Source organism: Mycobacterium sp. P2_H7, from assembly GCF_056403275.1.
The window spans coordinates 244971-263472 of sequence record NZ_JBFUFU010000004.1 but is presented as its reverse complement, the minus strand read 5'-3'; the positions used below and the strand labels follow the sequence as shown (position 1 = coordinate 263472).

15 protein-coding genes and 1 riboswitch are annotated in these 18502 nt (G+C 68.3%); of the genes, 3 read left to right on the top strand and 12 right to left on the bottom strand.

All coding sequences use genetic code 11. The features are described from left to right. Positions 1-56 precede the first annotated feature (56 nt). Both AC1DY7_RS05705 and AC1DY7_RS05700 read left to right on the top strand, forming a co-directional pair. Positions 57-2255: a malate synthase G gene (locus AC1DY7_RS05705; RefSeq protein WP_477492672.1), complete on the top strand. Its 2199-nt coding sequence runs from the start codon at positions 57-59 to the stop codon at positions 2253-2255. A 62-nt stretch (positions 2256-2317) separates the two neighbouring features. Beyond that, entirely contained in the window at positions 2318-4282 is a 1965-nt protein-coding gene (locus tag AC1DY7_RS05700) for a vWA domain-containing protein (RefSeq protein WP_477492671.1), read from the top strand. Positions 4283-4292: 10 nt separating this feature from the next. Here the strand turns inward: AC1DY7_RS05700 and AC1DY7_RS05695 are convergent, their stop codons facing one another. The 12 genes from AC1DY7_RS05695 to secA2 form a co-directional block, all read right to left on the bottom strand. After that, on the bottom strand, positions 4293-5147 hold the full coding sequence (locus AC1DY7_RS05695) for an endonuclease/exonuclease/phosphatase family protein (RefSeq protein WP_477492670.1): 855 nt from the start codon (positions 5145-5147) through the stop codon (positions 4293-4295). 83 nt (positions 5148-5230) lie between these two features. After that, a complete protein-coding gene (gene gcvP, locus AC1DY7_RS05690) occupies positions 5231-8023 on the bottom strand; it encodes an aminomethyl-transferring glycine dehydrogenase (protein ID WP_477492722.1) in 2793 nt (930 codons plus the stop codon). A 207-nt stretch (positions 8024-8230) separates the two neighbouring features. Then, a riboswitch (glycine riboswitch) is annotated at positions 8231-8328 on the bottom strand. 13 nt (positions 8329-8341) lie between these two features. Continuing rightward, positions 8342-8974, bottom strand: a complete 633-nt coding sequence (locus AC1DY7_RS05685; RefSeq protein ID WP_477492669.1) for a MerR family transcriptional regulator — start codon at positions 8972-8974, stop codon at positions 8342-8344. Positions 8975-9176: 202 nt separating this feature from the next. Further along, entirely contained in the window at positions 9177-9671 is a 495-nt protein-coding gene (locus AC1DY7_RS05680; RefSeq protein ID WP_477492668.1) for a bifunctional nuclease family protein, read from the bottom strand. 46 nt (positions 9672-9717) lie between these two features. After that, positions 9718-10452 carry a transcriptional regulator FtsR gene (ftsR, locus tag AC1DY7_RS05675; RefSeq protein WP_477492667.1) on the bottom strand — a complete coding sequence of 245 codons (735 nt, stop codon included), beginning with the start codon at positions 10450-10452 and terminating at the stop codon, positions 9718-9720. Between the two features lie 27 nt (positions 10453-10479). Next, positions 10480-10944, bottom strand: coding sequence for a glycogen accumulation regulator GarA (garA, locus tag AC1DY7_RS05670; RefSeq protein WP_090360921.1), 465 nt, complete (start codon positions 10942-10944; stop codon positions 10480-10482). Positions 10945-11154: 210 nt separating this feature from the next. Beyond that, a complete protein-coding gene (gene gcvH, locus AC1DY7_RS05665; protein ID WP_477492666.1) occupies positions 11155-11550 on the bottom strand; it encodes a glycine cleavage system protein GcvH in 396 nt (131 codons plus the stop codon). Between the two features lie 31 nt (positions 11551-11581). Beyond that, complete coding sequence (locus AC1DY7_RS05660) at positions 11582-12274, bottom strand: DUF881 domain-containing protein (RefSeq protein WP_477492721.1); 693 nt, start codon at positions 12272-12274, stop codon at positions 11582-11584. A 77-nt stretch (positions 12275-12351) separates the two neighbouring features. Next, a complete protein-coding gene (locus AC1DY7_RS05655; RefSeq protein WP_477492665.1) occupies positions 12352-12684 on the bottom strand; it encodes a small basic family protein in 333 nt (110 codons plus the stop codon). Beyond that, the gene (locus tag AC1DY7_RS05650) at positions 12681-13592 is read right to left on the bottom strand and encodes a DUF881 domain-containing protein (RefSeq protein ID WP_477492664.1); all 912 of its coding nucleotides are present in this window, start codon (positions 13590-13592) and stop codon (positions 12681-12683) included. Before AC1DY7_RS05650 ends, AC1DY7_RS05655 begins: the two co-directional genes overlap by 4 nt. Then, complete coding sequence (locus AC1DY7_RS05645) at positions 13585-14157, bottom strand: CDP-alcohol phosphatidyltransferase family protein (RefSeq protein ID WP_477492663.1); 573 nt, start codon at positions 14155-14157, stop codon at positions 13585-13587. The genes AC1DY7_RS05650 and AC1DY7_RS05645 overlap by 8 nt, the downstream gene beginning before the upstream one ends. Before the next feature lie 9 nt (positions 14158-14166). Continuing rightward, positions 14167-16503, bottom strand: coding sequence for an accessory Sec system translocase SecA2 (secA2, locus tag AC1DY7_RS05640; RefSeq protein ID WP_477492720.1), 2337 nt, complete (start codon positions 16501-16503; stop codon positions 14167-14169). A 91-nt stretch (positions 16504-16594) separates the two neighbouring features. Between secA2 and AC1DY7_RS05635 the strand changes: the two genes are divergently transcribed. Further along, positions 16595-18478, top strand: coding sequence for an ABC transporter ATP-binding protein/permease (locus tag AC1DY7_RS05635; protein WP_477492662.1), 1884 nt, complete (start codon positions 16595-16597; stop codon positions 18476-18478). The last annotated feature ends 24 nt before the right edge of the window (positions 18479-18502 follow it).

The following is an 18502-nucleotide window of genomic DNA, read 5'->3' as shown; positions in this document are numbered from 1 at the left end:
CCTCTTTGGGAGCGGTTACTCACGGGTAAACTTGATCGACGTTTAAGGGAGGAACCATGACCGAGCGCGTGACCGTCGGGAATCTTCGGGTTGCCAAGGTGCTGCACGATTTCATCACCAACGAGGCGCTGCCCGGCACCGGCGTGGACGCCGACAGCTTCTGGGCGGGCGTCGACAAGGTCATCACCGACCTGGCCCCGAAGAATCAGGACCTGCTGGCCCACCGCGACGACCTGCAGGCGCAGATCGACAAGTGGCACCGCGCCCGCGTCATCGGCGAATTCGACGCCGCCGGCTACAAGACGTTCCTCACCGAAATCGGTTACCTGCAGCCCGAACCCGCGGAATTCACCATCACCACCGCCGGCGTCGACGCAGAGATCACCAGCACCGCGGGCCCGCAGCTGGTCGTGCCGATCCTCAACGCCCGGTTCGCGCTGAACGCCGCGAACGCCCGCTGGGGCTCGCTGTACGACGCGCTGTACGGCACCGACGTCATCAGCGAGGACGACGGCGCCGAGAAGGGCACCGGATACAACCGGGTTCGTGGCGACAAGGTCATCGCCTACGCCCGCGACTTCCTCGATCAGGCGGCCCCGCTGGCGGCCGGATCGTGGGCCGAGATCACCGGCCTCAAGATCGACGACGAGCACCAGCTGGTCGCCGAGCTCGGCGACGGCAACTCCGCCGGGCTGGCGAACGCCGATCAGTTCGTCGGCTACACCGGTGAACTGGGCACCCCGTCCTGGTCGGTGCTGCTGGTCAACCACGGCCTGCACATCGAGATCCTGGTGGACCCCGAATCCCCCGTCGGCTCCACCGACCAGGCGGGCATCAAGGATGTGGTGCTGGAGTCGGCGATCACCACGATCATGGACTTCGAGGACTCGGTGGCCGCCGTCGACGCCGAGGACAAGGTGCTCGGGTACCGCAACTGGCTGGGCCTCAACCGCGGCGATCTCTCCGAAGAGGTCAGCAAGGGCGGCAAGTCCTTCACCCGCGTGCTCAACCCCGACCGGGTGTTCACCACCCCGGACGGTTCCGACGAGCTGACCCTGCCCGGCCGCAGCCTGCTGTTCGTGCGCAACGTCGGACACCTGATGACCAACGACGCCATCGTCGATGCGGATGGGAACGAGATCCCCGAGGGCATCCAGGACGCGCTGTTCACCGGGTTGATCGCCACCCACGGACTCAAGGCCAATGACGACAACGGCCCGTACGAGAACAGCCGCACCGGCTCGGTCTACATCGTGAAGCCCAAGATGCACGGCCCCGAAGAGGTCGCGTTCACCTGCGAGCTGTTCAGCCGCGTCGAGGACGTGCTGGGTCTGCCGCAGGCCACCCTCAAGGTCGGCATCATGGACGAGGAGCGGCGCACCACGCTGAACCTCAAGGCGTGCATCCAGGCCGCCGCCAACCGGGTGGTGTTCATCAACACCGGCTTCCTGGACCGAACCGGCGACGAGATCCACACCTCGATGGAAGCCGGCCCGATGATCCGTAAGGGCGCCATGAAGGCGCAGCCGTGGATCAAGGCCTACGAGGACGCCAACGTCGACGCCGGCCTTGCCACCGGCCTGTCCGGGCGGGCGCAGATCGGCAAGGGCATGTGGGCGATGACCGACCTGATGGCCGACATGGTCGAGCAGAAGATCGGCCAGCCCAAGGCCGGTGCCACCACCGCGTGGGTGCCCTCGCCGACGGCGGCGACGCTGCACGCCATGCACTACCACCAGGTCGATGTGTACGCGGTGCAGGCCGAACTGCAGGGCAAGACCCGCGCCACGATCGACGAGTTGCTGACCATTCCGCTCTCGGGTGAGCTGGCCTGGGCGCCGGAGGAGATCCGCGAGGAGGTGGACAACAACTGCCAGTCCATCCTCGGCTACGTCGTCCGCTGGGTCGATGCCGGTGTCGGCTGCTCCAAGGTGCCCGACATCCACGACGTCGCCCTGATGGAGGATCGCGCGACGCTGCGCATCTCCAGCCAGCTGTTGGCCAACTGGTTGCGCCACGGCGTGATCACCGAAGAGGACGTGAAGGCCAGCCTGCGCCGGATGGCGGCCATAGTCGACGAGCAGAACGCCGGCGACGCCGACTACCTGCCGATGGCCCCGGACCCGGATGCGAGTATTGCCTTCCAGGCCGCGCAGGAGCTGGTGCTGTCCGGTGCTCAACAGCCCAACGGCTACACCGAACCGATCCTGCACCGGCGCCGCCGGGAGTTCAAAGCCCGCGCTGCCACATCGTGACTCGGTAGCGGCCTGGGCCGGATCGCCGGCAGACCATTCGACGACGAGTACAAAGGTGAGGAATGGGCAGGCACAGCATTCCCGGACCGGATGATTCCGCCGACGACTACCAGGATCCCGGACGGCCGGGCCCCGAACCCGATGAGCCGATCGGTTTCGGCTACGGGACGGAGCCCGACGAACCGGGCGACGACGGCTTCTTCGCGGACAACGGTGACGGTTTCGCGGCCGACGAACCGCCCACCCGTGCCCTGACGACAACGGGATCTCAGCGCACCTGGGATTCCGGCGAGTGGACCGGAAGCCACCGCGCGATCACGCCCGGCCGACGCAAGGTCAGTCCGGCGGTGATCGCCGCGCTGGTCGCCGTCGTGGTGGTCGTCGGCGCCTTCATCCTGTGGCGCTTCTTCGGCGATGCCCTGTCCAGCCGCAGCCAGCAGGCCGCGGCACGGTGTGTGGAAGGCGAGGTCACCGTCGCGGTGCTGGCCGACCCCACCATCGCCGACCAGGTGCGCACCCTGGCTGACACGTACAGCAAGTCCGCCGCGCCGGTGGGCGACAAATGCGTGAAAGTCGCGGTGCAGCCCGCGAATCCCGACGATGTCATCAACGGTTTCGTCGGCCAGTGGCCGGGCGACCTCGGTGAGCGGCCGGCACTGTGGATCCCGGCCAGTTCGGTGTCGGAGTCCCGGTTGGAGAGCGCGGCCGGGGCCAAGACGGTGAGCAACAGTCGCCCCCTGGTCACCTCCCCCGTGCTGCTGGCGATGCGCCCCGAACTCAAAGCGGCCATGGCCCAGCAGAACTGGTCCACCCTGTCGGCGCTGCAGAACAATCCGTCCGGGCTGGACGACCTGAACCTGCCCAGCTGGGGGGCACTGAAGTTGGCGCTGCCACTGACGGGTAACGGGGATGCGACCTATCTGGCCGCCGAGGCGGTGGCCGCCGCCTCCGCCCCGCAGGGTGCGCCCGCGACGGCCGGCGTGAATGCGGTGCAGGCGCTGCTGTCGGGTCAGCCCAAGCTCGCCAACACCGACGCCGTCACCGCGCTGGACGCGCTCGTCAACGCGCCCGACCCGGCCACCGCGCCCGTGCACGCCGTCGTCACCACCGAGCAGCAGTTGTTCGCCCGGGGCGCTGACCTGCCCGACGCCGCGCAGAAGCTCGACTCGTGGACGCCACCGGGACCCGCGGCCATCGCCGACTACCCGGCGGTGTTGCTCGGCGGTGACTGGCTGTCCCAGGAGCAGATCGGTGCGGCCAGCGAATTCGATCGTTTCATGCGTAAACCGGACCAACTGGCCCAGTTCGCCAAGGCCGGTTTCCGCGCCGAGGGTCAACCGGCCCCGCAGAGCCCCGTAACGGACTTCGCGCCGGTGGGCCAGCCGCTCTCGGTGGGTGACAGCGAGACCAGGGCGACGATGGCGGCCGGTCTCAGCGCACCCGCCGAGGGCCAGACCGTGACGGTCATGCTCGACCAGTCGATGAACACCGACGAGGGCGGCAAGAGCCGGTTGGCCAACGTGGCCACCACTTTGGGCGCACGACTGCAGGCGTTGCCTGCCAATTCGGCCGTCGGCCTCTGGACATTCGACGGGGTGTCGGGCCGATCCGAGGTCAGCACCGGTCCGGTCGGCGACCAAGTCGGCGGTCAGCCGCGTTCCGCGGCGCTCAAGTCGAGCCTGGACGAGCAGTCGGCGTCTGGCGGTGGTGCGGTGTCCTTCACCACACTGCGGCTGGTCTACGGCGACGCGGTGGCCGCTTTCCGTGAGGGACAGCCCAATTCGGTCCTGGTGATCACCGCGGGTCCGCACACCGACCAGAGTCTGGACGGAACCGGGCTGGTCGACTTCATCAAGGGCGCGGCCAACCCGGCGCGGCCGGTCGCGGTGAACGTCATCAACTTCGGCAACGACCCGGACCGCGCCACCTGGGAGGCGGTTGCCCAGGCCAGCGGCGGCCAGTACCAGAACGTGCCGAGTTCGGCCGGGCCCGAGCTGGCGGCGGCACTGGCATCGATGGTGGGTTGACGGCGACCCGTCAGATCCGCTGCAGCGTGCACCGCACGCCGAAGTGATCCGACGGGAACACCCGCGGCAGCGCGCCCGAGATCGGTTCGCGCCCGAGTAACTCGATCGACTCCGGTTTCCAGTCGTCACCTTTGACCAGGACCCGGTCGAACCGCACCTGCCGGTGCTTGTTCTTCATGTCGAAGCGCATGTGGTTGATGTCGGTGTCCTCGGTGTAGCCCGGCTCATCAGGGCGCAGCACCGGCCACGCGTCCTGGTAGTCGGGCACGATGATGCCGTCCTCGGCATCACGCATGTTGAAGTCGCCCATCATGATCACGTTGTCGGACTGGCACTCGGATTCGAAGATCTGCCCGAGTTGGCGCGCGCGGCACGCCGCGGACGCCTTCCCGCTCTCCAGGTGCACCGAGATCACCGACAGCCGGCGCCCGTTGAGGACGAGGTGCGCGGTGAGGTACCCGCGCGACAACTGGGTCGGCAGCCGGGTGTAGCTGACACGCTCCAGCGGCAGCCGCGACAGCAGCAGCATGCCGTAATTGCCGCGACTTCCGCCCACCACCGCCGCACTGCGATAGCCGTCCCGGATCCAGCGCTGGGCAAGGAAGACGCTCGAACTCCGCTGGGTGACCTCCTGGAACGCCACGATGTCCGGGGACTCTCTGGCCACCACGTCGGCGATCGCACGGTACCGGCGCTCGGCCTGCTTGGCGTCGAACCAGATGTTGTACGTCGCGACGGTCAACCGGTCCACCACCGCCGCCGCGCCCCCGCCGCGATCCCTGAGCCAGCGCCTCTGCTTCGCGTCGAACCGCTGTACGGGCACCTTCGCCGGGCGGCGGAAAATGTTGTCCCGCAGCCTGTCCATGTCGCCCAACCTACTCGCCCACACGTCGGCGACTTCGGCTCCCCTGCTGCCGGACACCTGGGCACCCCGACGTGAAGAGCTGACTAGGCGAAGGCCTCCACGGGCGGGCAGGAGCACACCAGGTTGCGGTCACCGTACGCCGCATCGATGCGCCGCACCGGCGGCCACACCTTCGGCCGGAAACCCTTGCCCAGCGGGTAGGCGGCCTGTTCCCGGGTGTACGGGTGCGACCACTCCTCGGTCAGCAAGCTCTCCGCGGTGTGCGGCGCACCGCGCAGCGGATTGTCCTCGGCGGGCCACACCCCAGAGCCGACCTTGTCGATCTCGGCGCGGATGGCGATCATCGCGTCGCAGAACGCGTCCACCTCGGCCAGGCTCTCACTCTCGGTCGGTTCGACCATCAGCGTGCCCGCCACCGGGAAGCTCATGGTCGGGGCGTGGAAACCGAAGTCGGCCAACCGCTTTGCGACGTCATCGACGGTCACACCGGTGGTCTTGGTGATGGTGGTCAGATCCAGGATGCACTCGTGGGCCACCATGCCGTTCTCACCGGTGTAGAGCACCGGGTAGTACTCGTCGAGCCGGCGCGCGATGTAGTTGGCCGACGCGATCGCCGTCAGCGACGCCTTGCGCAGGCCGACCCCACCCATCATCCGGATATAGGCCCACGTGATCGGCAGGATGGACGCCGAACCGTACGGTGCCGCCGACACGGTGTAGGTGTCGGTGAGTTCGGCGGCCAGCGGGTGCCCCGGCATGTACGGCGCCAGATGCGAGCGCACCGCCACCGGACCCACGCCCGGACCGCCACCACCGTGCGGGATGCAGAACGTCTTGTGCAGGTTCAGGTGGCTGACGTCGCCACCGAACCGGCCCGGCCGGGCCAGCCCGACCAGTGCGTTGAGGTTGGCGCCGTCGATGTAGACCTGACCGCCGGCGTCGTGGGTGGCCGCGCAGATCTCGGCCACGTCGTGCTCGTACACGCCGTGGGTGGACGGGTAGGTGATCATCAGCGCGGCAAGGCTTTCCGCGTGCTGGTCAATCTTCGCGCGCAGGTCGTCGAGGTCGACGTCCCCGTTGGCGCGACACCCGACCACCACGACCCGCATGCCTGCCAGGGCGGCCGACGCGGCATTGGTGCCGTGGGCACTGGACGGGATCAGGCACACGTCGCGCTGACTCTGGCCGCGCTCGGCGTGATAGGCCTGGATGGCCAGCAGCCCGGCGTACTCCCCCTGCGAGCCGGCGTTGGGCTGCAGCGAGATCTCGTCATAGCCAGTCAAGGACGTCAGCCAGTCCTGCAGGTCGGCGATCAACGTGCGCAGGCCCGGGGTGTCCGAGACCGGGCCGAACGGGTGCTGCCGCGCGAACTCCGGCCAGGTGATGGGTTCCATCTCCGCGGCCGCGTTCAGCTTCATCGTGCACGAACCCAGCGGGATCATCGTGCGGTCCAGGGCCAGGTCCTTATCGGCGAGCGAACGCAGGTAGCGCATCATCTCGGTCTCGGTGCGATACCTGGTGAAGGCCGGGTGCGTGAGGAAGTCGGTGGTGCGGTTCTCGATGTCCGGCGCCGAGGCATCTACGCGAGCGGCTCCGAGGCTGGATGTCGCCGCCGGGGCGGCTCCGAAAGACTCCAGCACGGCGTCCACATGCGCCTCGGTGGTGGCCTCGTCGCAGGCGATCGACACATGGTCGGCATCCACCCGCCACAGGTTGAGCCCGCGGGCCTTGGCCGCGGCCACGACCTCGTCGGCGCGGCCCGGCACCCGCGCCAGCACGGTGTCGAAGAAGGTGTCGTGCACCAGCGCATCACCGAGGGCGCCGGCGATCGTCGCGGCCCGGTCGTGCACCCGGCGCGCGATCAACGCGAGCCCCTCGGCGCCGTGGTAGCTGGCGTACATGGCGGCCATCACCGCGAGCAGCACCTGGGCGGTGCAGATGTTGCTGGTGGCCTTGTCCCGGCGGATGTGCTGTTCGCGGGTCTGCAGCGACAGCCGGTAGGCCGGGTTGCCGTCCGCGTCTTGCGAGACGCCGACGAGGCGGCCAGGGAGCTGGCGGGCGTGCTTGGTGTGCACCGCAAGGTAGCCGGCGTGCGGGCCACCGAAGCCCATCGGCACCCCGAATCGCTGGGTGGTGCCGAACGCGACGTCGGCGCCGATCTCCCCGGGCGGGGCGGTCAGGGTGAGCGCCAGCAGGTCGGCACCGACGGCGACCAGCGCGCCGCGGTCGTGAGCCTGCGCCACCAGGTCGCGCCAGTCCCGCAGCACACCGCTGGCACCCGGCTGTTGGACGACGACACCGTAGAAGTCGCCGTCGGGCAGCCCCTGAGTCAGGTCGGCGGTGACGATCTCGATGCCGAGCGGCTGGGCGCGGGTCGCGAGTATCGCCGCGGTCTGCGGGTAGACATCGGCGTCGACGAGCAGCCGGGTGGCCGATCCCTTCACGGCGCGCTGCATCAGGGTCATCGCCTCGGCGGCCGCCGTGCCCTCGTCGAGCATCGATGCGTTCGCCACGTCCAGGCCGGTCAGATCCGACACCATGGTCTGGAAGTTGAGCAGGGCTTCGAGGCGGCCCTGGCTGATCTCCGGCTGATACGGCGTGTACGCCGTATACCAGGCCGGGTTCTCAAGAATGTTGCGGCGCAACACCGGTGGGGTCAGCGTGTCGAAGTAACCCTGCCCGATCATCGACACGGCGACGGTGTTGGAGTCGGCCAGCGCACGCAGTTCGGCCAGTGACTCTTCCTCGGTGGCCGGTGCGGGCAGCTGATCCAGCCCCGGTGCGAGGCCGTCAGCGGTCACCGCGTCCAGGATGCCGGCCGGTAGCGCCTTCTCGGCGAGTTCGTCGAGGGAGCCGACACCGATGACCTGCAGCATCGCGGCGATGGCCGCGGCGTCGGGTCCGATGTGGCGATCCGCAAATCCGATGTGTGCAGCAGGCACGAAATCTCCCCTGGGTCGAGGCGCAGACGGCGCGAGAGCACCGCGTCCTCTCCCTCTGTCGGGGCGCCTGAGAGATTCGGCCGCAAGGCCTTTCCCCATGGGCGGGCGCGCTCGAAGACGCACCACTTTCCAGAGGCATCGGGGCCGTACGCGGTCCGGGGGCCTGAGAGGTTGACGGAGAGGTGTTGCTCCTTCGGCGCCCGTGACTGGCCGTCACGGAACTCTCCCGCACAAGGGCGATGCCCCGACAGCTTAACCGATCTTGCGGTCGCGGGTCTTGCGCCGGGAGGCCAGCTCGTCTTCGGGGGCTGCGATCGATTCGCCACCGTCGGCACGCTCACCGGGGAAGTCGGCGATGGCGCCGGTCAGTTCCCGCATGGCGCCGGAGACCGCGATACCGAACACGCCCTGTCCGCCCTGCAGCAGGTCGACGACCTCTTCGGCGGACGTGCATTCGTAGACGGTGGTGCCGTCGGAGAACAGCGTGATGTTCGCCAGGTCCTTCACACCGCGCTGGCGCAGGTGATCCACCGCGACGCGGATGTTGTGCAGCGAGATGCCGGTGTCGAGCAGACGCTTGACGATTTTCAGGACCAGGATGTCCTTGAAGGAGTACAGCCGCTGGCTGCCCGAGCCGGCGGCGCCACGGATGGACGGCACCACCAGGGAGGTGCGGGCCCAGTAGTCGAGTTGGCGGTAGGTGATACCCGCGATCTGGCAGGCACTCGGTCCGCGGTAGCCGACCAGTTCATCCGGCACCGAATTGTCCGGGAACAGCCCTGCCTGCACGGGTTCGCCGACGCTCCCGCTCACCGCGGGCTCAGGGCCTCCGGTGGTGGACAGATCCAGCTCCCCCTGATGTGGCGTGCGTGGCGTGTCGCCCACAATCCATCCTCTCCGCCGATCGATCCCGGCTTCAGAAGTGCGCTGTGACCTGCACGCACGCTCGTCTGCCCAGTTTCGAATGTGTCGAGCATACGCTCAACACGGTCCCGTTACTGCCCGTCGTGGTTCAAAGTATGGCTGCCCGTTTCACCGTCACCCCACACACCGCCCGCGTGTCGAGCTCACGAGACGCATCCGTGATCTAGGTCGCTTTGAAGTCGTCCGGCGACACGCTGTCGAGGAATTCCTTGAACTTCTCGACCTCGTCCTCACGCACTGCCCCGGTGGGCTCTTCGTCGCTCTCATCCGGGATCAGCAACCCGGCTTCGGCCAGCACGGCTTCCTCGACATAGATCGGCACGCCGACGCGCAACGCGATGGCCACCGAGTCCGACGGACGAGCGGACACCTTGATGTCCCGGTCGAAGATCAGGTCGGCGTAGAACGTGCCTTCCTGAAGGTCGACGATGCGTACCTCTTTGAGCGAATGCCCAAGCGCGGCAATCAGATCCCGGATCAGGTCGTGGGTGAGCGGCCGCGTGGGCTCCACACCTTGCTGCTCCAGTGCGATCGCGGCGGCCTCGGACTGGCCGATCCAGATGGGCAGGTAGCGGTCGCCATCGGACTCCCGCAAGAGCAGCACCGGCTGATTCTGCGGCTGCTCGACGCGAATCCCGACTACCCGAACCTCACCCATCAGCGTCTGCCCTCCATGACGAAGTCGTCACCGAAAAGTCTAGTCCTCAGCGATCGAGAACGTCGCGCACAGCCGATTTGATCAGCGACGTGTGCAACGTGATCGCGAGTGCGGCCACCTCGCGGGCCAGTTCATCGGCACGGTCCCTGGCACCCGCATTGCCCGCGGCCGCGACCGGTCCGGCGATCTGCGCGATCAGGTCGGACTGCCGGTCGGCGGCCGACCGGAACGCCCGCAGGTGCCGCGGCTCCACGCCGTAGTCGGCCAGCGCCCGCGCGCACTGGGCAATCAGCACCGAATGCTCGTCGAAGAATCCGGCCGGACCGGGCCGGATCACGCCTGCGGTCACCAGCGCCGCCAACAGCGCACCGTCCACCCCGGAACGGGCCAACAGATCTTCGCGGCTGAGCCGAACCTGCGCGGGAGCGACGGCGGCGGCGTCATGACCTTCGCCGTCCACCTGTGCGGCCACCGCCAAACGCGGTACCGCATAAGCGGATCCGCCGGAGGGCAGCTCACCGTCGGGAAGCGCGTCGAGCTGAGCCTTGATGACCTTCAACGGCAGGTACTGGTCCCGCTGCGCGGTGAGGACGAACCGAAGGCGTGCGCAGTCGTACGCCGTGAACCGCCGATACCCGGCCGCCGAACGTTCCGGCGTGACCAGTCCCTCGGCCTCGAGGAACCGGATCTTCGAGATGGTCACATCGGGGAAGTCGGGGCGCAGCAGGTCCAGGACCGCTCCGATCGACATCCCGGCGAATCCCGGGTCCGGCTGGCTCATTCGTTGTTCAGGTCAGCGACGGCCGCGTCAGGCGTCGTCGGACTTGGGCCCGGTCAGGAACACCAGCCGGAACTTGCCGATCTGGACCTCGTCGCCGTTGGCCAGCACCGCCGAATCGACGGGCTCGCGGTTGACGTAGGTGCCATTCAGGCTGCCGACGTCGACGACCTGGAACTCGCCGGTCTCCAGACGGAACTCGGCATGGCGCCGGCTGACGGTCACGTCGTCGAGGAAGATGTCGCTGTCGGGGTGGCGGCCCGCCGAGGTGGTCGGCTGGTCGAGCAGGAAACGTGAACCCGCGTTGGGGCCGCGCTTCACGACCAGCAGTGCCGACCCGGCGGGAAGTCCCTCGACCCCCGACACCGAGCTATCACTGCTCGTCGCCGCGGGGGCGTCCAGTTCGTTGAGGAAATCAGCGCGGAAAACCGATGTCGTCTCCACCGTGACTTCGTCGGACGTCTGGTCGGCCCCGGTGTTGCTGTTCTCCGTCACCCGCTGCTCCTCTGCTGGCTGCTGTGGCGTGTTGCCGGTGGCCGGGTGTTGGTTCCCCAGCCGTCATACGTCGATATCGACCGTACCGCGCCGTGCGCCCTGTTGGGTCCACCACGGCCGGATCGACTCACGCAGACTTGGCCCACGCCAATGTGTGCCTGTTGATGCCTGTCGGTCGTCTGAACCGATGGGCGAAACCCTAACAACTCGCTATTCGGACACGGCGCTTCGGTAGGCGTCCGCGTCGAGCAATTCGGTCAAACCGCTGGCCAGGGTGGCGGCGTCGACGTCGAGTTCGACGAGCCAGCCCGCTCCGTAGGGATCGGAATTGACCAACTCGGGGCTGCCCTCCAGGTCGCCGTTCACCGCAACGACTTTCGCGGTCAGCGGGGCGTAGAGATCCGACAGCGATTTGGTCGACTCGACCTCACCAAAAGACTCGCCGGCGGTCACCTCGGCGCCGACGTCGGGCAGCTGCACGAAGACGACGTCACCCAAGGCGGCCTGCGCGTAATCGGTGATGCCGACCCGCACGGTGGTGTCACCGGTGCGCTGCACCCACTCGTGCTCGGACGTGTACTGCAGGTCGGCTGGGATTTCGCTCACGGCGCTCCTTGTGGCTGCGGGCTGGCACTGCTCATTTGACCGGTTGAGCGTATTGGCGCGGTTTCGGTTGCCGCAAGGCGGTCACCTCCACGCGGTCGGACTGGGCGACGGTCATGGTGCCCCCGACCCGCTCGACGCTGTCGATCGCCCCGCCCGGAATGTTCAGGGCGGCGGCCAGCGTCGGTGGATCACCAATGGCCAGAACCGAATACGGCGGGCTGACGGCGGTGTTGTCGATCACCAGCGAGCCGGGCGATCCGACCACCCAGGTGTCCACGCCCACTCGGGTGCTCCCCACCTGCATGGCCTCCGCCCCCGCCGCCCGCAGCTCGTTGATCACGTCGAGCATGGTTTCCGGCGACACGCCGCGCGCCGCGTCGTCGATGGTGATGGTGACCCCGGGCCCGGTCGCGCCCACCGTGCCGATCAGGATCGACAGCGCTGCCAGGCGCGCCTGGGCGTTCTCGATGGCCGCCTGGTCGCTGCTGCCGGAGGCCTGCAGCGACGACAGCGTCCGCTGCAGATCGGCGACCTCGGTGTTGAGCGCGGCTTCCCGCTGCTGCAGAGAATCCAACAGCACCAGCAGATCCGCGGGCCGCGCCGTCTCCAGGGAATCACCCGATTCGGTCTGCCGCACCTGGGTGACGATCGCCACGCCGAGCAGCAGAATCAGCAGCGCGGCGAGCGCGCCGAAGACCCGTTGCGACCGGGTTCGGCGTTTCACCGGTTCGGCCCCGGGCTCGCGCTCGTGGCGGCCGTGGTGCGACTCCTCGGCGTGCTGCGGTTCCTCGGCCGTCACGGTCAGGCCCCGAACAGCCGGCGCCGCAAGGCGGCCGCGTTGCCGAAGATGCGGATACCGAGCACGACGATGATGGCGGTGGACAGCTGGGTGCCGACGCCGAGCTGGTCCCCGACGAACACGATGAGCGCGGCCACCAACACGTTGAACACGAAGGACACCACGAAGACCTTCGCGTCGAAGATCCGCTCCAGATAGGCGCGCAAGCCACCGAACACCGCGTCCAGGGCCGCGACGACGGCGATGGGCAGATACGGCTGGATCGCCTCGGGGACGCTGGGGTGGAACACCACCCCCAGCACGATGCCGACGACGAGCGCGGCTATTCCGATCATGGCGGTCCGATCTGCTTGGCGAAACGGAGCTCTCGTACCGAACTGGCTGCAACGGTGAGCGCTTCGCCGGTGCTGACCGTCACCCCGACACCGTAGGACTTCTCCAGCAGTGCCAGGCGTTGGCGCCCCGTGCTGCGCCCGAACGCCTCCTGCATGGCGTGCGGGGGCCCGATCGCGACGACGGAATACGGGGTGGCGACGGGCCGGTTGTCGACGAGGATGCCGCCCCCGGCCTGCCGGATGGTGACGTTCGGCCCGATCCGCACGCCACCGACGGCGATCGCTTCGGCGCCGCTGACCCACAACGAGTTGACCACCAATTGCAGATCGCGGTCCAGGATCACCTGGCGACTGCCGGTGACCCGTTCCTTGGACACGTCGGTGAGATCGCGGGACGCACCCGGATCGGTGATCACCACCGTGACGCCGGGTCCGATCACGGGAGTCGCGGCCGCCGCGAACGAGTCCCGGTCCAGATCGGCGAGCAGAGCGCGACCGCGCTCGTCGCCGGCCAGCCGGCTGCGGCGCTCACCTTCCACCCGGGAGGTGAGCGCGTCACGCCCGGCAGCCAGTGCGTCGGTACGGGATTCGGCGGCGCGCACGCTGCCGGACAAGACCTGTTGGGTCTGCCGATTGGCCGGTGCCACGGACTGGGCCTGTGCCACCGCCATGGCGAACACCGTCGCCACGCTCAGCCCGGCCAGCAACTGCCACGCCCAGCCCAGGCGCCGGGGCGCACCGCCCTCGGAACGGCGGCGGGCAGCGGCGGCGTAGCCGGGGTCCAGATGGTCCGACAGCAGAGACCGCAACAGTGAAGGCACTGGAATGCGTTGTGGCGCACCCGCTTCGTGCGTGTTGAGCCCTACATGCGGCTCATACCCGCCCAGCGAGCGCGCCGAGTCAACCACGCCGCACCACCAGCACGACCTGGAACAGATAGAGCAGCGCCGACCACAGGTACAGCGCCATTCCCCAGATCAGGAAGGCCCACCCGATGGCCAACACGACCCGACTCCACAGGGCGTCGAACTGGCCGAGCAGCACCAACGGAAAACCCGACATCAGCGCGAACGTGGCCGCCTTGCCGATATAGGTGACCGGCAGTGCGGTGAGGCCGTAGCGGCGCAGCACCGGCAAGGTGCCGCCGAGCACCACATCACGCCCGATGAGCGTGACGACGAACCACCACGGGACCACACCCGCGGCAGCCAGTGCCACCGGGGTCACCAGCATGTAGATGCGATCCACCGCGGGGTCGAGCAACTCCCCCAGCCGCGAGGACTGGTTGTCGAACATCCGGGCTATCTTGCCGTCGGCCCAGTCGGAGAAGCCGCTGAACATCAGCACCGCCACCGCGAATCCGTTGGCGTGCACCACCAGTAACAGATAGAGGAACACCGGGACGAGCAGCAGCCGCAGCACGCTGAGCGCGTTCGGGATGGTGAGCACCCGATCGGTTCCGGCCCGAGGCATGGGCTAAACCTAGCGGAATACGCCAGGAAGGCTCAGCGCCGACATGGCGTTGTCTGCAAGCGGGTCGTCGTGGATCATGTAGGTCCACGTCGAGGTCGGGCGGGCCAGACGCGAGAGGTCCAGTCCCACTTCGCCGTCGACGATATTGGCGGTCTCGAAGGTCTGCTGGGCAGCTTCGATGGCGTCGGCGGCCAGCGACGCGAACGCGTCGACCGCCATCCGGTGGAACTCGTCGAGCGGGCTCTGGTTGCCCAGTGCGCGCAGGCTGATGCTCTCCCGGATATCGGCCAGGTACGCCAGGTGGTCGGCCCAGCCGCGGTCCAGGTGGTACAGCATGATGAGTCGCGCGATCTCCTCCAACCGCTCCTCGGAGACCTTGTCGGCGATCTCCTCGTAGCGCTTGGGTGACCGCTCGGCGAGCTCCTCGCGGGCGGCAGGCGTGGTCAGCAGCGTGCTGCGCCGGTCCACCAGGATGGCCCGCTGCTGGGCGGTCAACTGGTTGTAGCGCCACGTATTGGCATGCAGGTCAAGCAGTTTGCCCTCCGCGATGCGTTGCGCGTGGTCGAGCAGGGCGGCGGCCTTGGTGCTGGTGATCCGTCCGTTCCCGTCGATCTGCAGGGGCAGCTTGTTGGGTTCCAGGTGGGCGACGACGACGTCGTCCTCCCAGCTGGCGAAGAACACCGACGACCCCGGGTCACCCTGGCGGCCGGCACGGCCACGCAGCTGATTGTCCAGCCGTTCGGTGTAATGCCTGCCGGTGCCGATCACATGCAGTCCGCCGAGTTCGGCGACGGGGTCGTGCTCGGACTCATCCGAACCGCCGAGGCGGATGTCGGTACCGCGGCCGGCCATCTGGGTCGACACGGTGACCGTGTTCAAGGTGCCGGCCTCGGCGATGACGGCGGCTTCCTCTGCGTCGTTCTTCGCGTTCAGCACCACCGCGGGGACCCCGGCCTTCACCAGCCGCTCGTGGAGTTCCTCGGATTCGGCGACGTCGCGGGTGCCCACCAGGACGGGCTGGCCGGTCGCGTGCACCTCGGTGATGTGCTCGAGCACGGCGTCGTTCTTCGCCGCGGCGGTGATGTACACCCGATCCGACTCGTCCTCGCGGATGTTCGGCGTGTTCGGAGGGATGGGCGACACCCCCAGCTTGTAGAACTGGCGCAGCTGCTCACCGGCCACCAGCGCGGTGCCGGTCATGCCGCACACCCGCGGGTAACGGTTGATCAGCGCCTGCACGGTGATGGTGTCCAGCACCTCACCGGTCTCGGTGATGTCGATGCCTTCCTTGGCCTCGACCGCCGCCTGCAGCCCATCCGGCCAGCGCTGCAGCGAGGCGATCCGCCCGCGCGACGCGTTGATCAGGTGAACGGCCTTGTCCCGCACGATGTAATGCACATCGCGCTCCAGCAGCACGTGCGCGTGCAGGGCCACGTTCACCTCGGTGAGCGTGCTGCCGACATGCTGTTCGGAGTACAGGTCGATACCGCCGAGAGCGGTCTCCAGCTTCCGTGCCCCCGCGTCGGTGAGCTGCACGTTGCGCCGCTCGGCGTCGGTCTCGTAGTCGGTGCCCGCGGTCAGTTCGCCGACCAGCCGGATGACCTCCAGGCGCGGCGTCTCGCGGTGCGAGGTGCCCGCCAGCACCAGTGGCACCAGGGCCTCGTCGACGAGCACCGAGTCGGCCTCGTCGATCAGCGCCACATCCGGGGTGGGTGAGACCAGGTCGTCGACGGAGGTGACCAACTGATCACGCAGCACGTCGAAGCCGAATTCATTGACCGAGCCGTAGGTGACATCGCAGGCGTAGGCGGCGCGGCGCTGCGCGGGCGTGGAGTCGGCGGTGATCCAGCCGACCGTCAAGCCCATCGCCTCCAGCAGCGGACCCATCCATTCGGCGTCACGGCGGGCCAGATAGTCGTTGACCGAGATGACGTGCACCTTGCGCCCGGCGATCGCGTAACCGGCTGCGGCGATCGCGCCGGCCAGCGTCTTGCCCTCACCGGTGGCCATCTCGACCACGTCACCGGCCAGCATCCGCAGCGCCCCCAGCAGCTGGACGTCGAACGGCCGCAGCGAGATCGTCTTATCTGCGGCCTCCCTGGCGATGGCCAGGAACTGCGGGATGTCGGAGGACTCCGCCAGCTCATCGAGATTCAGCAGGCCACTGGCCTTACGCAGCTGCTCGTCGTCCAGGCCCGCGGCCTTCTCATCGAAGCTCTCCGACGCGCGCACCAGCGTCATCGACTTGGCCTGGTCCTTGTCGGTACTGGCGCCCAACAGCTTCCAGAACCGGTTGCTCAACCGGCCGGACTTCGGATTGGCGGTCTTCGGGGTCTTAGAACTCACGGCCACAGTCATACGGTACGCGGGGCCCGAGTCGGCGCGGACACGGCTCCACCTGCGCCGCTGCGGTCACCGCGCGCGGTAATTTCACCCGATGGACGGGGTACTGCTCGGCCCATCGATCGACTGGAGCACCGAATTCCTCCATTCGTCGCTGTGGATCTGCAAGGCCACGGGGCTGGCGGCGGTGGCTCTGCTGGTGGTCGTGCTGGTCATCGGCCGGACCTGTGAATGGGGCAGGCAGTTCTGGCGCATCACCGGCCCGTTCTTCGTCGGCCGGGCCAGTGTGCGAGTGTGGCTGATCCTGGCGGCGCTGCTGATCTCGACCGTCACCGCGGTGCGGATCAACATCCTGCTCAGCTACTACACCAACGACCTGTTCACCTCGCTGCAGCAGGCTTTCCGGGCCGACGGATCGGCCGAGGCCGGGGAGCACGGATTCTGGGTCGCGATGCTGATCTTCGCGATCCTGGCATCGCTGTACGTGGCCCGGTTCTTCCTCGACCTGTACCTGACCCAGCGCTTTCTGATCGGCTGGCGGGTGTGGTTGACCCACCGCACGCTCGGCGACTGGCTCGACGGGCACGCCCACTACCGCGGTCAGTTTGCGCGGGAGCCGATCGACAATCCGGACCAGCGGATCCAGTCCGACGTCGACATCGTGACCACCGGCTCCCGGGAACCGAACAACCCGACCAACGGGTCCGGCCACATGCTGATCTTCGGTGCGGTCGAGGCGCTGCTGACGGTGGTGTCCTTCGGCGCGATCCTGTGGCGGCTGTCCGGCCCGCTGACCGTGCTGGACGTGACGGTGCCCCGCGCGCTGTTCTGGGTGGTCCTGGTCTACGTGGCGGTCGCGACGGTGGTGGCGTTCGCCATCGGCCGTCCGCTGATCCGGCTGAGCTTTCTCAACGAGGTCCGCAACGCGGGCTTCCGCTACGCGATGATCCGGATGCGGGACGCCGGCGCGGCGGTCAGCCTGTACCGCGGCGAGGATGCCGAACGCGAGGCGCTGGCCGGGCGGCTGGGCTCGGTGATCGCCAACTACCGCGACTGGCTGCACCGGTCGCTGCTGTTCCTGGGCTGGAACGTGTCGGTGAGCCAAGCCATCAATCCCCTGCCGTACATCGTGCAGGCGCAGCGGCTGTTCGCGAATGAGATCTCCTTCGGCGATGTCATGCAGTCGGCGACCGCGTTCCACGCCGTGCATGACGCGCTGTCCTTCTTCCGCAATGCGTACGACGAGTTCGCCGGGTTCCGCGCCGCGCTGCTGCGGCTGGACGGCCTGCGGGACGCCAACGCCAGGGCGCGGGCCCTGCCTGTGCTGCCCCGCACCGTCTCCCCCGACGGTGGGCTGCGCCTGCACGGCCTGGAGGTGCGCACCCCGGCGGGCAAACCGCTGATCGCGGGGGTCGACCTGAGCCTCGACGCCGGCGACAGCCTCGTCGTCACCGGTCGGTCGGGCTGCGGCAAGACCGTGTTGTTGCAGAGCCTGGCCGGGCTGTGGCCGTACACCTCGGGCCGGGTGGACGTTCCGGCAGCCGAGACGATGTTCGTGCCGCAGCTGCCCTACCTGCCGCTGGGTTCCCTGCGCACCGTGCTGAGTTATCCACGCGTCGCCGGCGCCTGCCCCGACGACGCCATCCAGCGGGCGCTGCTCGCGGTGGCGCTCCCGCACCTGGTGATCCGGCTCGGCGAGGTCAGCGACTGGGCCCGGATGCTGTCCCCCGGTGAGCAGCAGCGCATCGCGTTCGCCCGGGTGCTGCTGACCCGGCCGGCCGCGGTGTTCCTGGACGAGGCCAGCTCGGCGCTCGACGAGGGCCTGGAGCTCATGCTCTACCGACTGCTGCGCACCGAGCTGCCCGACACCACCGTGGTCAGTGTCAGTCACCGCCGCAGCGTGGAGCAGTTCCATCGGCACCGGCTCGAACTGCTCGGCGACGGCCGCTGGAAAACCGGGCGGCTGGTACCGGGCTGACCACCTCCAAGCCGCCCGGTACGT

What these genes read in the sequence shown, in the direction of transcription:
- gcvP (WP_477492722.1), bottom strand. Translation starts at nt 8,023, where the DNA reads ATGCTGCAGGTCATCGGTGTCGGCTCCCTCGACGAACTCGCCGAGAAG.
- AC1DY7_RS05655 (WP_477492665.1), bottom strand. Translation starts at nt 12,684, where the DNA reads ATGATCGGAATAGCCGCGCTCGTCGTCGGCATCGTGCTGGGGGTGGTG.
- AC1DY7_RS05705 (WP_477492672.1), top strand. Translation starts at nt 57, where the DNA reads ATGACCGAGCGCGTGACCGTCGGGAATCTTCGGGTTGCCAAGGTGCTG.
- AC1DY7_RS05700 (WP_477492671.1), top strand. Translation starts at nt 2,318, where the DNA reads ATGGGCAGGCACAGCATTCCCGGACCGGATGATTCCGCCGACGACTAC.
- AC1DY7_RS05680 (WP_477492668.1), bottom strand. Translation starts at nt 9,671, where the DNA reads ATGGGTGAGGTTCGGGTAGTCGGGATTCGCGTCGAGCAGCCGCAGAAT.
- ftsR (WP_477492667.1), bottom strand. Translation starts at nt 10,452, where the DNA reads ATGAGCCAGCCGGACCCGGGATTCGCCGGGATGTCGATCGGAGCGGTC.
- AC1DY7_RS05645 (WP_477492663.1), bottom strand. Translation starts at nt 14,157, where the DNA reads ATGCCTCGGGCCGGAACCGATCGGGTGCTCACCATCCCGAACGCGCTC.
- AC1DY7_RS05635 (WP_477492662.1), top strand. Translation starts at nt 16,595, where the DNA reads ATGGACGGGGTACTGCTCGGCCCATCGATCGACTGGAGCACCGAATTC.
- AC1DY7_RS05695 (WP_477492670.1), bottom strand. Translation starts at nt 5,147, where the DNA reads ATGGACAGGCTGCGGGACAACATTTTCCGCCGCCCGGCGAAGGTGCCC.